The sequence below is a fragment of the Exiguobacterium sp. s129 genome, from assembly GCF_018617585.1.
Classification (GTDB): domain Bacteria; phylum Bacillota; class Bacilli; order Exiguobacteriales; family Exiguobacteriaceae; genus Exiguobacterium; species Exiguobacterium aestuarii_A.
Map to the genome: position 1 here is coordinate 394457 of NZ_JACSKL010000001.1, position 15711 is coordinate 410167.

The window sequence follows — 15711 nt, forward strand, 5'->3', positions numbered from 1 at the left end:
CGCCGCTTTCACTCGTTATATTAATGAGATTCCTCTAATAGACGTTCTTGGGTCTCGTTAAAAGCTTCAATGTCTTCATCCGTCATCACGTCGTTTTGTTCTGCCATATAAGGGTTGTCTTTCAATAATGTCTCTAGTTTACTCAAGTCAGCACTTCGCCTGCTTTCTTGATACAGATTGGATTCTCCTACCGAAGTCAGTGTCCCCGCCCGATTCACTTTGAAATGTCCTTGTTGTAGACCGACAATTCGATACGCGCTCTCAATCACGGGTCCTACATATTTTTGTAAATACAAGAGAACGTTTTCTCCTTGTCTGACGAGCCGGTCTTCTTCCATATCGTTTTGTAAGAGGGTGATCGTATCTGTTTGCTTGAGTTCATGACTCACGTCTCGATAGACACGCTGCACGTGAATATCTGATTCAAAGAAAGTAACCGAATGATATTCAAAAGATCTCGGGTGACTGCTGACTTTGCCGACGATGACGACCGGCGAGCGTGTAGCTAAATCGTCTATGTGTCGGAAGCTTTCGGTCACAGCCAAATCACTCGTGTTTCCTTCTTTCAGGATTTCGCTAAACATGACATAACCTGCTACCACTGCAACAGATAATATTCCAATCATCCATTTCCTCAAAGAGATTCCTCCCACCGATTCACCCTATTGAATTTCTAATCGATCACATTGAGAACTTTATTAATTTATGCCTAGCCCATGACTTTTTATCATTCCATCAACATAGGAGGACTACTTTCTTACACTTTAGGGTATTTTCTACAAATAGATTATATAACATAAGTAAGAAGTGAGGGGATTCTATGACGATTCAGCAAGTACTCTACATACTCGTGACTGGTGCTTTGTTCATGGCACTCGTCGCCTACGTCTCATATCGCATGACGCGAGGAAAAGTCGAAAGTGCCGATGATTATTTCTTGGCTGGTCGCGGATTGACGGGCGTCTTCATCGCAGGTTCGCTCCTGTTGACCAACTTGTCTGCTGAACAATTGATTGGTTTGAACGGTCAATCGTTCGCCGGCAATATGTCGGCAATGGCTTGGGAAGTCACGGCCGGGATTGCAGCCATCATCATGGCGCTTTTTTTACTACCGCGTTTTCTTGGCATCGGGATCTCGACCATCCCTGAATTTCTAAGTCAACGATATGACGAGGACGTTCGTCGATTGACCGTCTTATTGTTCTTACTCGGATACATGTGTGTCACGATTCCGTCCATGCTCTATTCTGGCGGATTAGCTGTCCTCCAACTATTCGACGTGCCTGCCCTTCTCGGGATTAGCTTCGAGCAGTCCCTTTGGATTGTCGTCTGGTTCATCGAAATCATTGGGGCGATTTACGCCATCTTCGGTGGGCTTCGCGCGGTCGCCGTTTCCGACACGCTAAACGGAATCGGTCTCATCATCATCGGCTTCCTCGTTCCGACGCTTGGATTCCTCGCATTAGGTGACGGGAATCTGTTGGACGGGATGAAGACGATTGCGACGACGAATCCCGAAAAATTGAACGCCATCGGCTCATCCAACGATTCGGTTCCGTTTCTGTCTATTTTCACGGGGATGATTTTTGCAAACTTGTTCTACTGGGCACTCAATCAATACGTGATTCAACGCGCTCTCGGCGCAAAAAACTTGGCAGAGGGACAAAAAGGAGTACTGTTTACAGGTTATTTAAAACTACTCGTTCCCATTTTTATGCTCTTGCCTGGCGTCATCGCCTTCCATTTGTATGGATCAAATGTCGAGAAAGCCGATTTAGCGTATCCGAGCTTGATTGCCGAGCTACTCCCAATGTGGCTCATGGGCTTTTTCCTCGCCGTCTTGCTCGGTGCCGTGTTCAGCTCGTTCAACTCGCTTTTGAATAGTATCGCGACGCTCTTCGTCCTCGATATTTATAAACCGAAGTTCAAGCCGAATGCTTCTGACCAAGAGTTGATCCGTGTCAGTAAATGGTTCGGGACGTTCGTGGCGCTCGTCTCGTTCTTTGTCGCCCCGAATCTCATGTATGCACCAGATGGCTTGTGGGATTTGATTCGTCGCTTCACCGGTTTCTTCAACATCCCGATTCTCGTCATCGTTTTAATCGGGATGCTCGTCAAACGTGTGCCGCCGATCGCCGCGAAGACCGTCGTCTTTTTCCACGTCATCGCCTACTATTTCCTCGTGTGGGGAACGAAACAATGGTTCGACGTCGAAATCGGCATCAACTTTATTCACATTTACGGAATCCTCTTCGTCGTCGAGACGGCTATCATGCTCATCTTCGCTCGCGTACGACCGATGCTCCAAGCGAATCCGATTCGAATCGAGCTCGGACGAGTCAAACCATGGCGTCACGCGTTATCGACTTCAATCTTGCTTGTCGCTTCGATGATTTTCGTCTATCTCGTCTTTTCACCAATTGGACTTGCCTACGCGGATGGAATTGTTTCCGGATGGTTCGCTCCATTGACGATTGGACTCATTGCTGTGACGACCCTTCTGATTTGGGCATCTTATCGCTATGGACTCGCACGATATGAACGTTATCTCAATAACTTAGGTGAAGAACCACCTGAAGTAGAGGAAGCGAGTAGTTAACGAAAAAGAGATTTTCTTGAACTAGACGTCAAGAAGATCTCTTTTTTGTTGCTGCTTTTGTTCATACATTGCGTCATCTGCTTCTTGCCAGAGTACTTCGATTGATTCTGGATGAGATGCCCAAGCCAACCCGATGGCCACTGAGATTTCCTCTTCTCGGCATGTCGTTTCGATCTCATGAACCATCTTCTCGCATGCTTCTTCTGACATCATCTGAAGAAACAAGACGAACTCGTCTCCTCCAATCCGATAGACAGAGGACTCGATGGTTTGAAGGAGGTTACCGACACGCTTCAATAAACAATCACCGGCAGAGTGTCCTTTTTGATCGTTCATGACTTTCAAGTCATTCACATCGAGTACGATGATTCCGGTGTTTCTCATCCCTTCCGCTTGACCGATTGTCTCTTCAAACGCCCGACGATTGAAGACACCCGTCAAACTGTCATGACGACTTTCATACAGAAGACGCTCACGCTCTGTCATGGCCGCCTCGATGTTCCGAATCACACCTTGCACCGCCACAATCTCACCGTTCTCATAGATCGGGGTCGTATACTCTTCGAACCATACATAAGTCCCTTCATTCGTCCGCCACCGCTGAAGAATTGCTTCTTCATAGTCGACACGCCCCAACACTTTGTCTAGCAACAATCGTCGATCGTCCGGATGGATTCTACGGAAACATTCCTGCGCATTCGAATAACTACGCATGACGGTCCCTTCCCCTAGATACAAATCTAAAGAAGGACTGATATACCGAAAACGCCATGCTGGTTTCGTTTCAAAAATATAGATGACATCTTTCGTTTGGTTCCCGAAATGCATGAACGAAAGCGTCTGTGGATGTGGCCGTTGACGCTTATGTAGCCACAAAGCAATCAAACATCCAACGAGTATCCCTAAAAAGAATAGCGTCATTGAATACACTTCCTCTCTGTTCGCCCATATCGTACCACGTTCGAGGTCAGACACCTGTTTTAATTCCTGTTATTTGGTAAATGTTTTTTTGAATATTGAGTAAATTTATGGATGTTGTGCATGTACGTGATATAGTCGAAGTACTTGATGACTCAACATTTGGAGGTTCTTTTGCAAAACATCACGCATCTCACAGTGGACGAAACATTCTCTGGTGTCTATTCCGTCACCAACCCAGAAACGTCCATCCATCAATCCCTTGGCTATGCTAATCGCTCGGAACAGATTCAACATGAAGTCAAAACGAGATTCGGAATCGCTTCTGGTTGCAAACTGTTCACAGCAATCGCCATTTGTCAGTTAGTCGAACAAGGTCGACTCTCTTTTTCGACCTCACTTGATTCGTTTCAGACATTCGACCTGCCCTACATATCCTCAAAAGTTACAATCCATCAGCTATTGACCCACACGTCCGGAATCCCTGACTATTTTGATGAGTCCGTCTCTGACGACTTCGAAGCGTTGTGGCGTGATGTTCCGATGTATCGACTTCAACAACTACGAGATTTTTTACCGCTATTTCAACAAAAAGCGATGAAAGATGAACCAGGTTCCCGATTCTCCTACAATAATGCAGGGTATATTCTGTTAGGGTTGATTGTCGAAGAAGTGACCGGACAATCTTTCACCGATTACGTCGAACAGTCGATTTTTCAACCTGCCAACATGAGCGACTCCGGATATTTCTCGCTCGATGCCTTACCCGCCAAGACGGCGCTCGGCTATATCGATCATTCGGACGGCTCATGGCGTACGAATCAATATGCGATTCCAATCAAAGGCGGGGCAGATGGCGGAGCATATGTGACCGTTCAAGATATGACTCGTTTTTGGGAGGCATTGTTTTCACATCGACTTCTTTATGCCTCCTCCACGTCCCTTCTTCTCACGCCACATGTGACGGTCAATGAACGAGGTGGGAGTTATGGATACGGGATTTGGATTCAGCATCATTCGTCTGGAGACATTTATAAGTACCATGTGATGGGATATGACCCGGGCGTCAGCTTTCATTCCGGGTATTACCCAGAACCTGAGGTCATTTCGGTCGTTTGTTCGAATCAATCAGACGGCGCGTTTGATGTGATGAAGCAAATCGAAGCACAGATGGGAGAGCGAATCGAATGAAGATCCGTGCATATGTCGCATCTGATTTTGAACACATCCAGCAGCTCAATCGTGAGGAGGGCTGGACTCAACTCGTCGAACGGGAAGAGCTGACCCGTGAAGCGTGGCGTCAATCGAACGTCACGTATGTCATGGAGTCTGATAATGGAGAGATTGTCGCCTACTTACGGGGACTGACCGATACGACAGTCAGCTTGTATGTCTGTGAATTATTGGTCGCTTCCGCCTATCGAAAACAAGGTCTTGGTGAACAACTTCTTCAACATGTCCATGCGCTCTATCCTGACACGCGTCTTGAGATGCTAGCGAGTCAAGCCTCGCACACATATTACAAAAAACTACGATTCCGTCCGTTTTACGGCTTTCGGAAAACGATTCACGAATAGGAGGAATATATATGAAACTCGCACTCGTCACCGGGGCATCACGCGGTCTCGGTCGTGCCATTGCCCAAGAACTCCAAGCTCGAGATTATGACGTAATCGGTCTCTCACGTTCACAGTCTGAAGACGCCACATATGAACAATTACCCATCGACCTCTCAGACGTCTCAGGAATCGAAACGGCCATTCGAGACATCACTTCCCTTTTAGAGAATGCCGATTCGATTCTTCTCGTTCAAAATGCCGCATGGATCGAACCGATTCATCGTGTCGGACAGTTGGATAGGAAGAAAGTGACGGCCCATGTCCATGCCAACCTACTCGCACCGATGCTATTGGCGAACGCGGTCCTCGCTTTCAACAAGCCGACCGATTTGATTCATGTGACGTCTGGCGCGGCCAAACGTCCGATTTCAGGTTGGAGTGCGTATTGCGGCACGAAAGCAGGACTCGACCATTTCACGGAAACGCTAGCACTCGAGCTCGAAGGTACCCCGCATCGAGCGGCACTCTTTAATCCTGGCGTGATGGATACATCGATGCAGGCGGAGATTCGTTCTTCTTCAGAAGAGGCGTTCGCTGACCTCGAACAATTCCGTTCATACGAAACAGAGGGCCGACTCCGCTCTCCCGAGACGGTCGCGCGTGTATTCGTCGAACAATTGATTGACCGCCCTCTTGAAAACGGCAAGACGTACTCGATTTATGACTTAATCAAATAATTTACCTGGTCAAAAATAGAATCACCCTCTTATCGGTAAACCGTCTACACTACTCTCATAGACATGTGAAAGGGTGAATCATGATGAAGACGATTGCCGGAGGATTACTATTATTTGGATTATTTAGTTTGACGATGTCGTTCACGATGATTGGAGATACCGCTGTCGTCGGGGCAATGGTCAGTGGCGTCGCACTATTGTGTAGTGTCGGTCTCTTTTTCGGGTCGACTGAGCTTGCCCGCGTCCGCAGCGATTTGCTTCATGACCAAAAAACGTCTTTCCCATCTGAATGAGGGAAAGACGTTTTTGATTCAATCTTCTTCGTATTCTTCTAATAAATCGTCGACATCATATTCTTCAAAGTCTTCTTCGTCGATAAAGATATCGCGATCGTTCACAACGTGGATTGGACCATTGGCCACATCGATGCGAATCGTCCACGCCCAAGGAATGCGTAACCGGTTATAAACCCCTGTCCAGAACTCCATCGATTCTTGCTCATACTGTTCAAATTCTGTCAGGAGTTCTTTGAACGAAACACCCGTTAATTGGAAGTTTGAGTCTTGGAGCCGTTGAAGCGCATGATGTTTCGCTTCTAATTCGGCCGCTCGGACCATTTCTTCAGCGGTCGCCATCTCGAGGATTGTCCCATCTGGCGGGAGAATATCGTATACGTTGAACAATTCGCCTTCTTCTACTTCTACATCATCAAACTCATAGTCATCGTGCCGCATACTACATTCCTCCTTACGCAATTTGAATCCCCTTTATTGTACCACTCTCTACCCGATTCCCCCTAAAGATTCGTGCATATATTTTATTTGTCACGGGAAAGAATGTTAGAGTGAGAACATCCATAGGAAAAGAGGTTACGCACATGAATGAATCATTCCAAGCACTCGTGCTCGACCAGCATGATGAACACCTTCATGCCGAAGTAAAAGAAGTGAAATCCGACGTCCTTCCGAAAGAAGAAGACGGAAATGTATTAGTGGAAGTCCACTACTCCGCGTTGAATTATAAAGACGCGCTCGGATTGACGACATCAGGCAAAATCGTAAGCCATTATCCATTTATTCCAGGATGTGAATTTGTCGGGAAAGTAGTCGAATCGGATCATCTGGATATCAAAGTTGGGGACGAAGTCATCGCCACCGGTTTCGGAATCGGGGAGCGTCATTTCGGCGGCTTCAGTCAATACGCCCAAGTGCCAGGTAACTGGCTCGTCAAATTACCGAAAGGGATGAGCATGCGGGACGCCATCGCAATCGGGACTCCGGGACTCACAGCCATGCTTTCCATTGATGCGCTCGAACATGCTGGCGTTCGACCTGGGGAAGAAGTGCTTGTCACAGGCGCGACGGGTGGCGTAGGAAGTTTCGCCATTACGTTACTCCGTCGTCTCGGCTATCATGTCGTCGCCTCGACTGGTAAAACGGATTCACCATACTTACGCTCACTCGGTGTCGAGACCATCATCGACCGAAGCGAATTAGAAGGACCTCCTCGTCCACTGGCTAAACAACGCTTTGATGCTGCGATTGATTCGGTCGGCGGAAACACCCTCGCTAACATCTTGAGCCAAACCCGATACGAAGGTGCTGTCGCCGCATGCGGTCTCGTCGGCGGCGCCGACTTGCCGACGAGTGTCTATCCGTTCATCCTGCGTGGGGTGAAACTGATTGGAATCGACTCGGTTATGCAGCCGATGGCACGCCGTACGAATGCATGGGAACGCCTTGAGGAACTCATTGACACGAAAGTGTTGAATGACATGATCCACGAGATTCCGCTACACGACGTCCCACGTCACGCCGAAGCGATGATGCGCGGCGAATTGAGCGGTCGCACCGTTGTCCGTCTTCGCTAAACACATCAAAAGAGGCTGAATCGCTCGCGATTCAGCCTCTTTTCTCTCTATTCTCCATGGTGTGGAATTAGATGGTGAAGCCAGCCGGTGCGTCTTTCACAACGACGAGCACTTTTCCTTGGTCTAGTTTTTCTTCTAAACGTTCCGACTCTTCTTTCGTAAAACCGAGTTCTTGGAACTCAGCGCGAAGCTCGTCCCCTTTTTTACGGAACATGTTTTTAGCGGCTGTCCCCAAGCCAACATCACTCGCAGAGACGGTGTTCGCATCTGCATTGTCCGCAATACGTTTACTTCTGTCATTGTCATGTGTGATGACATAGATGTTGGACTCATCTACCCCATTTGATTTCATCGATTGAACGGCGGTTACGACTTCTTCATCATTTGTAAATTCTTTGTACAAAACTGACATGTCTATTCTCCTCCTTCAATTCTACTACATTATTATGTATTACCTTCCTCATCATTTTTCACACATTAAAAAACGATGACAACCGTCATCGTTTTGTTAAACGGCAGGTTCCTGCCCTTTTTGTTTTTTCAATTCTTCCAATAAGATATCTGATTCATTGAAGGGAATCGAACGTCGACCGATTCGCTCGATGTGATCGTGTCCTTTACCGACGACCACGACTCTCTTCCCTTTTAATGCCTGCATCGCAGCATGGCGAAGGGCATCTTCTCTCGCTTCAAATGTCACGTACTTCACGTTCGGCTGAATCCCTTTGATTAAATCTTCAATGATTTGTTTCGGATCCTCCATTCGAACATCATGTACAGTGACAATCACGTCATCTGAATATTGACTCGCAATTCGTCCCATATCTTGACGTTTCGTCGGGTCACGGTCTCCTGCCGCACTTAAGACGACGACAAGAGATCGGTCGTCTTGTTGTAACGTAGATAAGCATTTCTCTAGACCGTCCGGAGTGTGTGCGTAATCAATAAAAATTTCAGCATCTTCTGTATCGAGACGTTCGAGACGTCCTTTTGGCAACGTGAGTCCCGGTACGTTCGAGACAATCGTTCGAAGTGCCATATCAGAAGTGGAGACAAGTCCGATTGCAGCTGCCAAATTCGACGCATTGAATGCGCCCATAAACCGGACGGGAACTTCTAGCTTAAATTCTTTCATATGAACAAGAACCGTATCTTCACGCCAGATGACTTGAATGTCGGCCTCTATTTGCTCTGATGTACTATACATAATGGTTTGGCGTGTCGGTGCAAACTCGGACATGACTCGGCTCGCCTTGTCTTCCGCGTTTAACACGATTGCGTCTCCATTCGTCACTTCTACCTGTTCAAACAATCGTGCTTTTGCACGAGCATATTCATCCATCGAACGATGGTAATCTAAATGATCATGCGTCAAATTCGTAAATGCGGCCGCATGAAAGTGAATTCCGGCCACACGTCCCTCCATCAATGCATGAGATGACACTTCAAGTACACAGTCTGTGACACCTGCATCGACCATATCCGCTAAAATACGATGTAAGACGACGGCTTCCGGGGTCGTATTGGCCGTCTCAATCGTTTGATTGTGGAAACGGGCACCGATTGTACTGACAATCCCTGCACGAAGTCCAGAGAGACGCAATAAATCATATGTCAATGTCGCTGTCGTTGTTTTTCCATTCGTTCCTGTCACACCATATATACGCATCCGATGAGACGGATGATCATAAAAAGTACTCGCAACCGCTCCTGCTGTCTGCTTCGTATCGGCAACAACCACATTCGGTACGTCGAGATCGAGTGGATATTCTGAGATGACCGCACTCGCACCATTGGTCACGGCGTCTTCGGCAAACTTGTGCCCGTCAACCGTATAGCCACGAATGCAAATAAAGACATTCCCTGAACTGACCTTTCTGGAATCCGTTTCGACTCCGGTCACCCATGGATCAAGCTTTATGTCATCCATCTCATTTTGTAAAATGGCGGATAAACGTTTCGTTCTCATGCTGTGTACGTCCTTTCTCATGGGTGTCGCTAGGTGTATAAACCTTATCGTCATGTTACTAGATTTTAACGGCAATTGAGATGACAAATATATTACTTCCCGTTTTCAATGAAAAGCAATCACTTCATGAAAAAAACCTAGACGTTTCATTCACGTACTAGGTTTCTCTTCCTTAAATGCTAGATGATATTTGGTTAACTCGTTTTGCAGGACTTGGATGGCATTGGGACCAATGCCATGCCAACTCTCTACTTCGCGACGCGTATAAAGAGACAAGTCATCTAAGGAATCGACTCCTTTTGACGTCAAAGCTCTTTTGGCTGGTGCAGCTAATCTCGGTAAGGCAATCATCCAATTTCCACCTTCCGCTTTCTAAATCGTTCGTTGATGGGAAGACAGGCAAGAACTTGTTCGATTCGAAATGTTCGTCTGGCCCGTTTATTCAAATCCCACGCCACGACATGTTCTCCCTGCACTTTCATCAATTTGACCCGCCGCTTTGAAAACACTCCATGTCGATCCACATATACCATTTCTGTGACCAGACCCGAACGTATCCATCGTAACAATTCTTCTCTCATCCTGTTTTCCCCTCCTTTTATTTAGTATAAGTATACAGAACATTTGTTCTCATTTCTATTGATAAGCTGTTCGCATATGTAAATTTCGATTATGATGGAAGAAATTCAACAGGAAAGGAAAGAAGACGATGACCTACGTTTTATTACTCGTTTTAGCGGCCTTTTTATTCGGTGCGATGATTTTCGCTGCACTGGCATTACCAAATCTTCGCAACATTTTATTCAATCGCGGCACCCTGTTCAATCAACAGAGTGAGACCGTCACTTGCCCGAAGTGCAAAACGTCATTTAAACGCGCGCCGGGAGATGCGCAGACGTGTCCGAATTGTTATCACACGTTTTGAATCGTTGAGGGGTATTGCATATTCGACCGCTATTTTTCATATTCCTTGGTTTGAATGAGAGCAAATGAGTGAAAGAACAGAAAGGATGCTTTATCTGAGTAAAGTTCCTGATTCTTTCATCGTTGATCCCTTCACTCCATGCGAAAGGAGTTGCATATGCTTCCTACACTCGACGAGCGCCTAATCGATCAAATTCGTTTAAAAAATCGACAAGCCCTAGAACACTTATATGCCCGTTATGAAAACTTACTCTATCGATACGCACTTCATTTAAATAACCGCCCTGCAACTGCAGAAGCGGCTTTGACTGATTTATTTTGTCGTGTCTGGCAACAACGTCTCAAATTTGAACCTCATACAGAAACCGTTCGTGAAACCCTGATCCGTTCTTTAGAACACATCATTTATCAGATGAACGAAGAAACATCCGCTTCGAGCACTTCTAAAATACCTTCCGCATAAGGTTTTTTTGTCACCTTTGAATATAACCGTTTCGCCTGTTCGGTCGCGTTGTTCACCAAGTATCCGTTCCCCACATGTGCCAACATGTTCAGGTCATTCCCGCTGTCTCCAAAAGCATATGTATCTTCTCGTACAAAAGAAGAAGTGGCACATACATATTCAATACTTGAGACTTTCCCGGCATGGATCGGGTAAAAATCGATATCAAATGCATCAGCCGGATCACCTGCGTTCGGATTACATTGACTGATATTGACTGCGATGCCAGCTGAATCTGTCAGCATGCGAAGCGTTTCTTTCCATGAACCAACTTGGTCGCGGACATAGTAACTTCGAATCCAAGGACTCATCCCATTCCCCGGCTGTTCATCTAATTGAATACGCATCTGGTCAGTCTGTGACACAATACGTTCCACACGTGATACAAAATCGCTCGGAAATAGTTCTTGATAGACCTTATCCTCAATGAACGTTCCGTCCGTCTCGATTCGATATAATTCTGTGCCGAGACTCGAAGCAATCCGATGAGGCCAAAAGCGAAGATTCGCTCGCTCTACTTTCTCGTGCAACGATTCAAGAGAACTACCCGTCACCCACATCGTCGACACGTGTGACGAATGTCGTTCCAGAAAATCCTCGAGTTGACGGACGGAGGCTAGTTGGTCATCAGAACACGCATGTGGAAAGTAGGTCTCATCAAAGTCAAAACAAACGAGTGTACGCCCCTCGTGTGTAAATCGTCTCATTCTATCGTCTCCTTATCGTTTTCTCTTTCTCCTATAGTACAATGAAACAAAGGAGGCATCTTATGATTCAACGAATCTCTCAAGCCTATTGCCAAATGAGTAGCCTGATCACAGGATGTTTCATTGTATTTGCTTTTCTTTTTGGCATCCGCTCATATTTCTTTTGGGCGGCAGTAAGCTCTTCCTTAATCGCAATCGGATTGATGCTAATGACATCCATTGGATTAAGTGTCATTAGCTATATCCTTTCAGAAATATTACGCTTGTTCATTTATACAAAGCTTCCAGTCCAGACAACAACATGTTCAATAAATCGTCACACAAAATAGTCATCCATTTTTCTGTTTTGTACGTTAGATCAATACAAGGGACATCCCTTCTGCGCAAAGGAGTATGTTATGACTGATTTAGAGTTATATGAGCGTGTCCGGCAAAAAGACAAAGAAGCGCTCGAAATATTGTATGATCGGTATGAACGAATTCTATATGCTTTTGTTTTACAGCTGACAAAGGATCGCGACTTAGCCGAAGAAGCCATGCAAGAAGTTTTTATCAAGTTGTGGCGCGGCGGTGGCGTCTATGATGATTCGAAAGGCAAGTTCAGGTCTTGGCTCTTTACGATGAGCCGTCACGTGGCCATCGACTTGATTCGAAAGCGTAAACCTGATTTACAACTAGACGAATCGTACGCCGAAGCCATTCCTTCTGATTCACCATCCGTTGAAAAGGAAGTGGAGTGGCAAGAAGAACGCGCTCAAATCGAGACGGCCATGGCGACACTGCCGGCCGAACAACAGCAAGTCGTCCGACTCATGTACTTCCAAGGGCTCAGTCAGCAAAAGATTGCTGATGCATGTGGTATCCCGCTTGGTACAGTGAAAGGAAGGATTCGACTGGCGCTGAAGCAACTGAGGAAACAGTTATCCCATGAATTCATCGGAAAGGAGGTAGAACAATGAACGCATGCGACCAATTGATTGACTATTTCAACCAACATCTATCGGAAGATGAACGAGAGAAATTCGAACAACACTTAGCATCGTGTAAAGATTGTCAAGAAGAGCTCGAGCAACTCGAAGCACTTGTCGGTGGCGTTGCGTTCTTGTCTACTCCGATTGAACCACCCCGAGGCATGAAAGCACGTGTCCTCGATCGTGTATTCGAAGAAGAAGACAACGAACCCGTCACATCGCCCGTGACATCCGAATCCGCTCCACCCGTCACACCTTTCAAACAGAAACGAGAACGAAACGTACCTGTTTGGGGAATGGTTGCGCTCGCGGCGGCGCTCCTGCTCTCTTTGATCGGAAACGGGTATCTGCTTACCAATCAATCCGATTCACCTGGCATCGCGTTGACTGAAACCATTCCACTTGAAGGTGAATCCGAAGGGACTGCTTATCTCGCAGAACAGGATGGTACAACACAATTGATTGTTCAAACGAACGGCTTAGGCTCACTCGATGACAATGAAGTGTACCAAGTGTGGCTGTTAAAAGATAATGCCCCAATCCCGACTGGTGCCTTCGTCACAGACGATAAGGGTAACGGGACGGTCATCTATACGCTCGACTCGGATGAAGTCGACGTCGACTGGGATACAGTCGCCGTCACAAAAGAACCGAATCGTGGCAACGAGACACCACAAGGTGAAATGGTCTTAAGCGCAAGTTTATAATTCCCTAACCGGACGCATCTGCCGTCCGGTTTTTTGTTATGATGGACCAAAGGAGTGAATGGGATGCAAAAACCTAAAATCGGGATTGTCGGACTCGGAAACATCGCCCAAAAAGCGTATTTACCGATTCTCGCGAACCACCCCCTAATTGACATTGTCGGTGCATTTTCTCCGAATACATCGAAGCGAGAAAAGATTTGCCAAACGTATCGGATGACCTCGTTCGACACGTTAGAGAACCTCGCCTCATCGGTCGATGCGGCATTCGTACATAGTTCGACTGAAACCCATTATGACGTTGTCTCGTATTTACTAGAACGCGGGGTCGACATTTACGTGGATAAACCCCTCGCTGCAACATTGGATGAGGCGGAACAACTCGTCGAACTAGCCGAGCGACTCGGTCGCAAATTGATGGTCGGGTTCAATCGACGCTTTGCCCCGATGTATAGACGTCTCCAACAAGAATCGCCCTCACATATGATCGATGTGGTGAAACACCGGGAGAACGGTGTCGGTCCACAGGATGCGATGTTCATCCTACTCGATGATTATCTGCATGTCGTTGATACGTTACGATTCCTCGCCGGAAATGAGCTTCGACTCGTCTCAGGTCAACTCGAGGTCAATGACAAACAAGAACTTCGCTTCGCCCGTCATGTATGGCAAGACGAGCACGGAATGCATACGACATCGATGCATCGCTCGGCCGGGGCGAACCATGAGCACGTCTCCATCGTCCGTGACGGAGAACGACTATCCGTTGACGAGATGGTCACGCTACATCGCTTCAAAGATGGACGACATGGAATGGAGACGTTCGGATCGTGGGACCCGACACTCACCCAACGTGGTTTCCAAGAGGCGATTGACCACTTCATTTCAGCGCTCATCGATGATACACCCATTCAAACAGACGGTCGTGTTGCGCTTGAGACACAGCGACTTGTCACAAAATGTTTCGAGTAAAGGAGGGAAACACATGGATTTCTTTTTCTACGTTATGGTCATGGTAATCGTCGTTTCGTCGGTCGGTGCCAATACGATTATCAAAACGAGAGAAGCTCGTGTCGAAGAACGTCGCCTGAAAATCGAAGAAGAGAAACTCGCCATTCAACGTCTTGAACTTGAAATGAAACGCGAACAAGACAAGCTCGATCATCATGGATTTTAATAAAAGCGGTCGCCCTCTAAACATGAGGGCGACCGCTTTGTCGTCAAAGATTGCGTTCTGAAATGGGCAGTTGTTGTCGCCGTTCTGCGAGCGTCGACCACGTCACGGCTGTCATGATACAACCGGCACCGATAAAGAAATTCAGATGGAGCGTCTCATTCAAGACGAGCCACCCGAGCGTCCCTCCGACCAAAGGCTGGAAGAAGAAAAAGAGTGACCCGACACTAGCATCCATCAACTCAAGTCCTTTGTTCCAAAAGAAGAACGCCCCTGCCGTCGACACGACACCGATATACAGGACACTGAGCCAAAGGACACCATTCAATTCCGGAAAGCCGTTTTGGTTTTGCATGACCTCCATACTCATCAAAGGAGTCATCAACAACCAGGCGACTCCAATCGCAAACGTCGTCAGTGTCAACGTCGATAAGGTCTGTGTCCCGATTTTCACGTAGATGGACATGAGCGCCCACGTCACGGCGGCTAATACGAGTATAAAACTACCTAAACGATACGTCCCTTCCCCTTCCCAACCGACCACAATGAGAACACCCACCGTCGCCAGTCCGAGCGCACCTACTTTGACTGGAGTTAATCTCTCCTTCAATAGGATTCGAGCGAATAAGACCATGAACGCCGGCGTCGCTGCGGTCACGAGCGATCCGGTATGCGCATCCGATAGCTTCGTCCCGATAAATTGAAACGAAATCGAAGCGACGTACCCGATGACACCGACGAGTCCAATCCATTTCCAATCTGTCCGTCGAATCCGCTCCCGTCCAAACCGAAGCCAGACAACGAATAGGACCATAAATGCAACAGCATATCGTAGCCAGACAAACGTGAACGGTTCAATATAAGCGAGCGCATACTTACTGACCACATACATCCCGCCCCATATACTCGCCGCAAGTGTCAAACTGAGTGCTCCTAGCCATTCTTTCCTCATGCTCTCGCCTCCTCAATGGCGACTATATACGACGTCCTTGTGTCCATTTCCTTTATTTTCATTGTCAGTCTCAAGAAAAACGCTTACAATCAAGACATAGATGAATGAAAGGAGGGAGAAAGGTG

The 15711-nt window shown here is 47.0% G+C and carries 21 protein-coding genes; 12 read left to right on the forward strand and 9 right to left on the reverse strand.

Translation table 11 applies throughout. The annotated features are described in order from the left end of the window. Positions 1-20: 20 nt before the first annotated feature. Positions 21-638: a hypothetical protein gene (locus KNO92_RS01885; RefSeq protein WP_214759892.1), complete on the reverse strand. Its 618-nt coding sequence runs from the start codon at positions 636-638 to the stop codon at positions 21-23. Between the two features lie 182 nt (positions 639-820). On the opposite strand from KNO92_RS01885, the gene KNO92_RS01890 reads away from it, so the two are divergent. After that, complete coding sequence (locus tag KNO92_RS01890; protein WP_214759894.1) at positions 821-2599, forward strand: solute:sodium symporter family transporter; 1779 nt, start codon at positions 821-823, stop codon at positions 2597-2599. Between the two features lie 21 nt (positions 2600-2620). Here the strand turns inward: KNO92_RS01890 and KNO92_RS01895 are convergent, their stop codons facing one another. Further along, complete coding sequence (locus tag KNO92_RS01895) at positions 2621-3574, reverse strand: GGDEF domain-containing protein (RefSeq protein WP_214759897.1); 954 nt, start codon at positions 3572-3574, stop codon at positions 2621-2623. A 93-nt stretch (positions 3575-3667) separates the two neighbouring features. On the opposite strand from KNO92_RS01895, the gene KNO92_RS01900 reads away from it, so the two are divergent. The 4 genes from KNO92_RS01900 to KNO92_RS01915 all read left to right on the forward strand — a co-directional run bounded on the left by KNO92_RS01900 (position 3668) and on the right by KNO92_RS01915 (position 6106). Beyond that, positions 3668-4708 (forward strand): serine hydrolase domain-containing protein, encoded by a 1041-nt coding sequence (locus KNO92_RS01900; RefSeq protein ID WP_214759899.1) that lies wholly within the window; start codon positions 3668-3670, stop codon positions 4706-4708. Further along, the gene (locus KNO92_RS01905) at positions 4705-5094 is read left to right on the forward strand and encodes a GNAT family N-acetyltransferase (protein WP_214759900.1); all 390 of its coding nucleotides are present in this window, start codon (positions 4705-4707) and stop codon (positions 5092-5094) included. The genes KNO92_RS01900 and KNO92_RS01905 overlap by 4 nt, the downstream gene beginning before the upstream one ends. Before the next feature lie 11 nt (positions 5095-5105). Then, a complete protein-coding gene (locus KNO92_RS01910) occupies positions 5106-5813 on the forward strand; it encodes an SDR family NAD(P)-dependent oxidoreductase (protein WP_214759901.1) in 708 nt (235 codons plus the stop codon). Between the two features lie 83 nt (positions 5814-5896). Beyond that, a complete protein-coding gene (locus tag KNO92_RS01915; RefSeq protein WP_074035574.1) occupies positions 5897-6106 on the forward strand; it encodes a hypothetical protein in 210 nt (69 codons plus the stop codon). Between the two features lie 18 nt (positions 6107-6124). On the opposite strand, the gene KNO92_RS01920 is transcribed toward KNO92_RS01915, so the two are convergent. Then, positions 6125-6547 carry a hypothetical protein gene (locus KNO92_RS01920; protein ID WP_074035571.1) on the reverse strand — a complete coding sequence of 141 codons (423 nt, stop codon included), beginning with the start codon at positions 6545-6547 and terminating at the stop codon, positions 6125-6127. Positions 6548-6690: 143 nt separating this feature from the next. On the opposite strand from KNO92_RS01920, the gene KNO92_RS01925 reads away from it, so the two are divergent. Next, complete coding sequence (locus KNO92_RS01925; RefSeq protein ID WP_214694857.1) at positions 6691-7683, forward strand: MDR family oxidoreductase; 993 nt, start codon at positions 6691-6693, stop codon at positions 7681-7683. A 67-nt stretch (positions 7684-7750) separates the two neighbouring features. Here the strand turns inward: KNO92_RS01925 and KNO92_RS01930 are convergent, their stop codons facing one another. The 4 genes from KNO92_RS01930 to KNO92_RS01945 form a co-directional block, all read right to left on the reverse strand. Next, a complete protein-coding gene (locus KNO92_RS01930) occupies positions 7751-8095 on the reverse strand; it encodes a YflT domain-containing protein (protein WP_214694865.1) in 345 nt (114 codons plus the stop codon). 96 nt (positions 8096-8191) lie between these two features. Further along, positions 8192-9652, reverse strand: a complete 1461-nt coding sequence (locus tag KNO92_RS01935) for a UDP-N-acetylmuramoyl-L-alanyl-D-glutamate--2,6-diaminopimelate ligase (protein WP_214759902.1) — start codon at positions 9650-9652, stop codon at positions 8192-8194. Positions 9653-9802: 150 nt separating this feature from the next. Continuing rightward, positions 9803-10003, reverse strand: a complete 201-nt coding sequence (locus KNO92_RS01940) for a helix-hairpin-helix domain-containing protein (protein ID WP_214759903.1) — start codon at positions 10001-10003, stop codon at positions 9803-9805. Then, complete coding sequence (locus tag KNO92_RS01945; protein ID WP_214759904.1) at positions 10000-10233, reverse strand: hypothetical protein; 234 nt, start codon at positions 10231-10233, stop codon at positions 10000-10002. The genes KNO92_RS01940 and KNO92_RS01945 overlap by 4 nt, the downstream gene beginning before the upstream one ends. A gap of 128 nt (positions 10234-10361) precedes the next feature. Here KNO92_RS01945 and KNO92_RS01950 point away from each other — a divergent pair, with 128 nt between their 5' ends. Both KNO92_RS01950 and KNO92_RS01955 read left to right on the forward strand, forming a co-directional pair. Next, the gene (locus KNO92_RS01950; protein WP_214694872.1) at positions 10362-10577 is read left to right on the forward strand and encodes a zinc-ribbon domain-containing protein; all 216 of its coding nucleotides are present in this window, start codon (positions 10362-10364) and stop codon (positions 10575-10577) included. Positions 10578-10733: 156 nt separating this feature from the next. Further along, the gene (locus tag KNO92_RS01955) at positions 10734-11039 is read left to right on the forward strand and encodes an RNA polymerase sigma factor (RefSeq protein ID WP_214694874.1); all 306 of its coding nucleotides are present in this window, start codon (positions 10734-10736) and stop codon (positions 11037-11039) included. On the opposite strand, the gene KNO92_RS01960 is transcribed toward KNO92_RS01955, so the two are convergent. Next, entirely contained in the window at positions 10985-11785 is an 801-nt protein-coding gene (locus tag KNO92_RS01960) for an HAD family hydrolase (RefSeq protein ID WP_214759906.1), read from the reverse strand. The genes KNO92_RS01955 and KNO92_RS01960 overlap by 55 nt on opposite strands. A gap of 398 nt (positions 11786-12183) precedes the next feature. Between KNO92_RS01960 and KNO92_RS01965 the strand changes: the two genes are divergently transcribed. The 4 genes from KNO92_RS01965 to KNO92_RS01980 all read left to right on the forward strand — a co-directional run bounded on the left by KNO92_RS01965 (position 12184) and on the right by KNO92_RS01980 (position 14637). Then, positions 12184-12744: an RNA polymerase sigma factor gene (locus tag KNO92_RS01965; protein WP_214694878.1), complete on the forward strand. Its 561-nt coding sequence runs from the start codon at positions 12184-12186 to the stop codon at positions 12742-12744. Further along, positions 12741-13463 carry an anti-sigma factor gene (locus KNO92_RS01970; protein ID WP_214694885.1) on the forward strand — a complete coding sequence of 241 codons (723 nt, stop codon included), beginning with the start codon at positions 12741-12743 and terminating at the stop codon, positions 13461-13463. The genes KNO92_RS01965 and KNO92_RS01970 overlap by 4 nt, the downstream gene beginning before the upstream one ends. 63 nt (positions 13464-13526) lie before the next feature. Next, complete coding sequence (locus tag KNO92_RS01975) at positions 13527-14432, forward strand: Gfo/Idh/MocA family protein (protein ID WP_214694887.1); 906 nt, start codon at positions 13527-13529, stop codon at positions 14430-14432. 13 nt (positions 14433-14445) lie between these two features. Then, positions 14446-14637, forward strand: a complete 192-nt coding sequence (locus KNO92_RS01980; protein ID WP_214694888.1) for a hypothetical protein — start codon at positions 14446-14448, stop codon at positions 14635-14637. A gap of 43 nt (positions 14638-14680) precedes the next feature. Here KNO92_RS01980 and KNO92_RS01985 read toward each other — a convergent pair whose 3' ends face one another. After that, positions 14681-15586 carry a DMT family transporter gene (locus tag KNO92_RS01985; protein WP_214694890.1) on the reverse strand — a complete coding sequence of 302 codons (906 nt, stop codon included), beginning with the start codon at positions 15584-15586 and terminating at the stop codon, positions 14681-14683. Between the last annotated feature and the right edge of the window lie 125 nt (positions 15587-15711).

Coding starts and splice junctions, on each gene's coding strand:
- KNO92_RS01890 (WP_214759894.1), top strand. CDS start 821: ATGACGATTCAGCAAGTACTCTACATACTCGTGACTGGTGCTTTGTTC.
- KNO92_RS01900 (WP_214759899.1), top strand. CDS start 3,668: ATGACTCAACATTTGGAGGTTCTTTTGCAAAACATCACGCATCTCACA.
- KNO92_RS01905 (WP_214759900.1), top strand. CDS start 4,705: ATGAAGATCCGTGCATATGTCGCATCTGATTTTGAACACATCCAGCAG.
- KNO92_RS01910 (WP_214759901.1), top strand. CDS start 5,106: ATGAAACTCGCACTCGTCACCGGGGCATCACGCGGTCTCGGTCGTGCC.
- KNO92_RS01915 (WP_074035574.1), top strand. CDS start 5,897: ATGAAGACGATTGCCGGAGGATTACTATTATTTGGATTATTTAGTTTG.
- KNO92_RS01920 (WP_074035571.1), bottom strand. CDS start 6,547: ATGCGGCACGATGACTATGAGTTTGATGATGTAGAAGTAGAAGAAGGC.
- KNO92_RS01925 (WP_214694857.1), top strand. CDS start 6,691: ATGAATGAATCATTCCAAGCACTCGTGCTCGACCAGCATGATGAACAC.
- KNO92_RS01930 (WP_214694865.1), bottom strand. CDS start 8,095: ATGTCAGTTTTGTACAAAGAATTTACAAATGATGAAGAAGTCGTAACC.
- KNO92_RS01935 (WP_214759902.1), bottom strand. CDS start 9,652: ATGAGAACGAAACGTTTATCCGCCATTTTACAAAATGAGATGGATGAC.
- KNO92_RS01940 (WP_214759903.1), bottom strand. CDS start 10,003: ATGATTGCCTTACCGAGATTAGCTGCACCAGCCAAAAGAGCTTTGACG.
- KNO92_RS01945 (WP_214759904.1), bottom strand. CDS start 10,233: ATGAGAGAAGAATTGTTACGATGGATACGTTCGGGTCTGGTCACAGAA.
- KNO92_RS01950 (WP_214694872.1), top strand. CDS start 10,362: ATGACCTACGTTTTATTACTCGTTTTAGCGGCCTTTTTATTCGGTGCG.
- KNO92_RS01955 (WP_214694874.1), top strand. CDS start 10,734: ATGCTTCCTACACTCGACGAGCGCCTAATCGATCAAATTCGTTTAAAA.
- KNO92_RS01960 (WP_214759906.1), bottom strand. CDS start 11,785: ATGAGACGATTTACACACGAGGGGCGTACACTCGTTTGTTTTGACTTT.
- KNO92_RS01965 (WP_214694878.1), top strand. CDS start 12,184: ATGACTGATTTAGAGTTATATGAGCGTGTCCGGCAAAAAGACAAAGAA.
- KNO92_RS01970 (WP_214694885.1), top strand. CDS start 12,741: ATGAACGCATGCGACCAATTGATTGACTATTTCAACCAACATCTATCG.
- KNO92_RS01975 (WP_214694887.1), top strand. CDS start 13,527: ATGCAAAAACCTAAAATCGGGATTGTCGGACTCGGAAACATCGCCCAA.
- KNO92_RS01980 (WP_214694888.1), top strand. CDS start 14,446: ATGGATTTCTTTTTCTACGTTATGGTCATGGTAATCGTCGTTTCGTCG.
- KNO92_RS01985 (WP_214694890.1), bottom strand. CDS start 15,586: ATGAGGAAAGAATGGCTAGGAGCACTCAGTTTGACACTTGCGGCGAGT.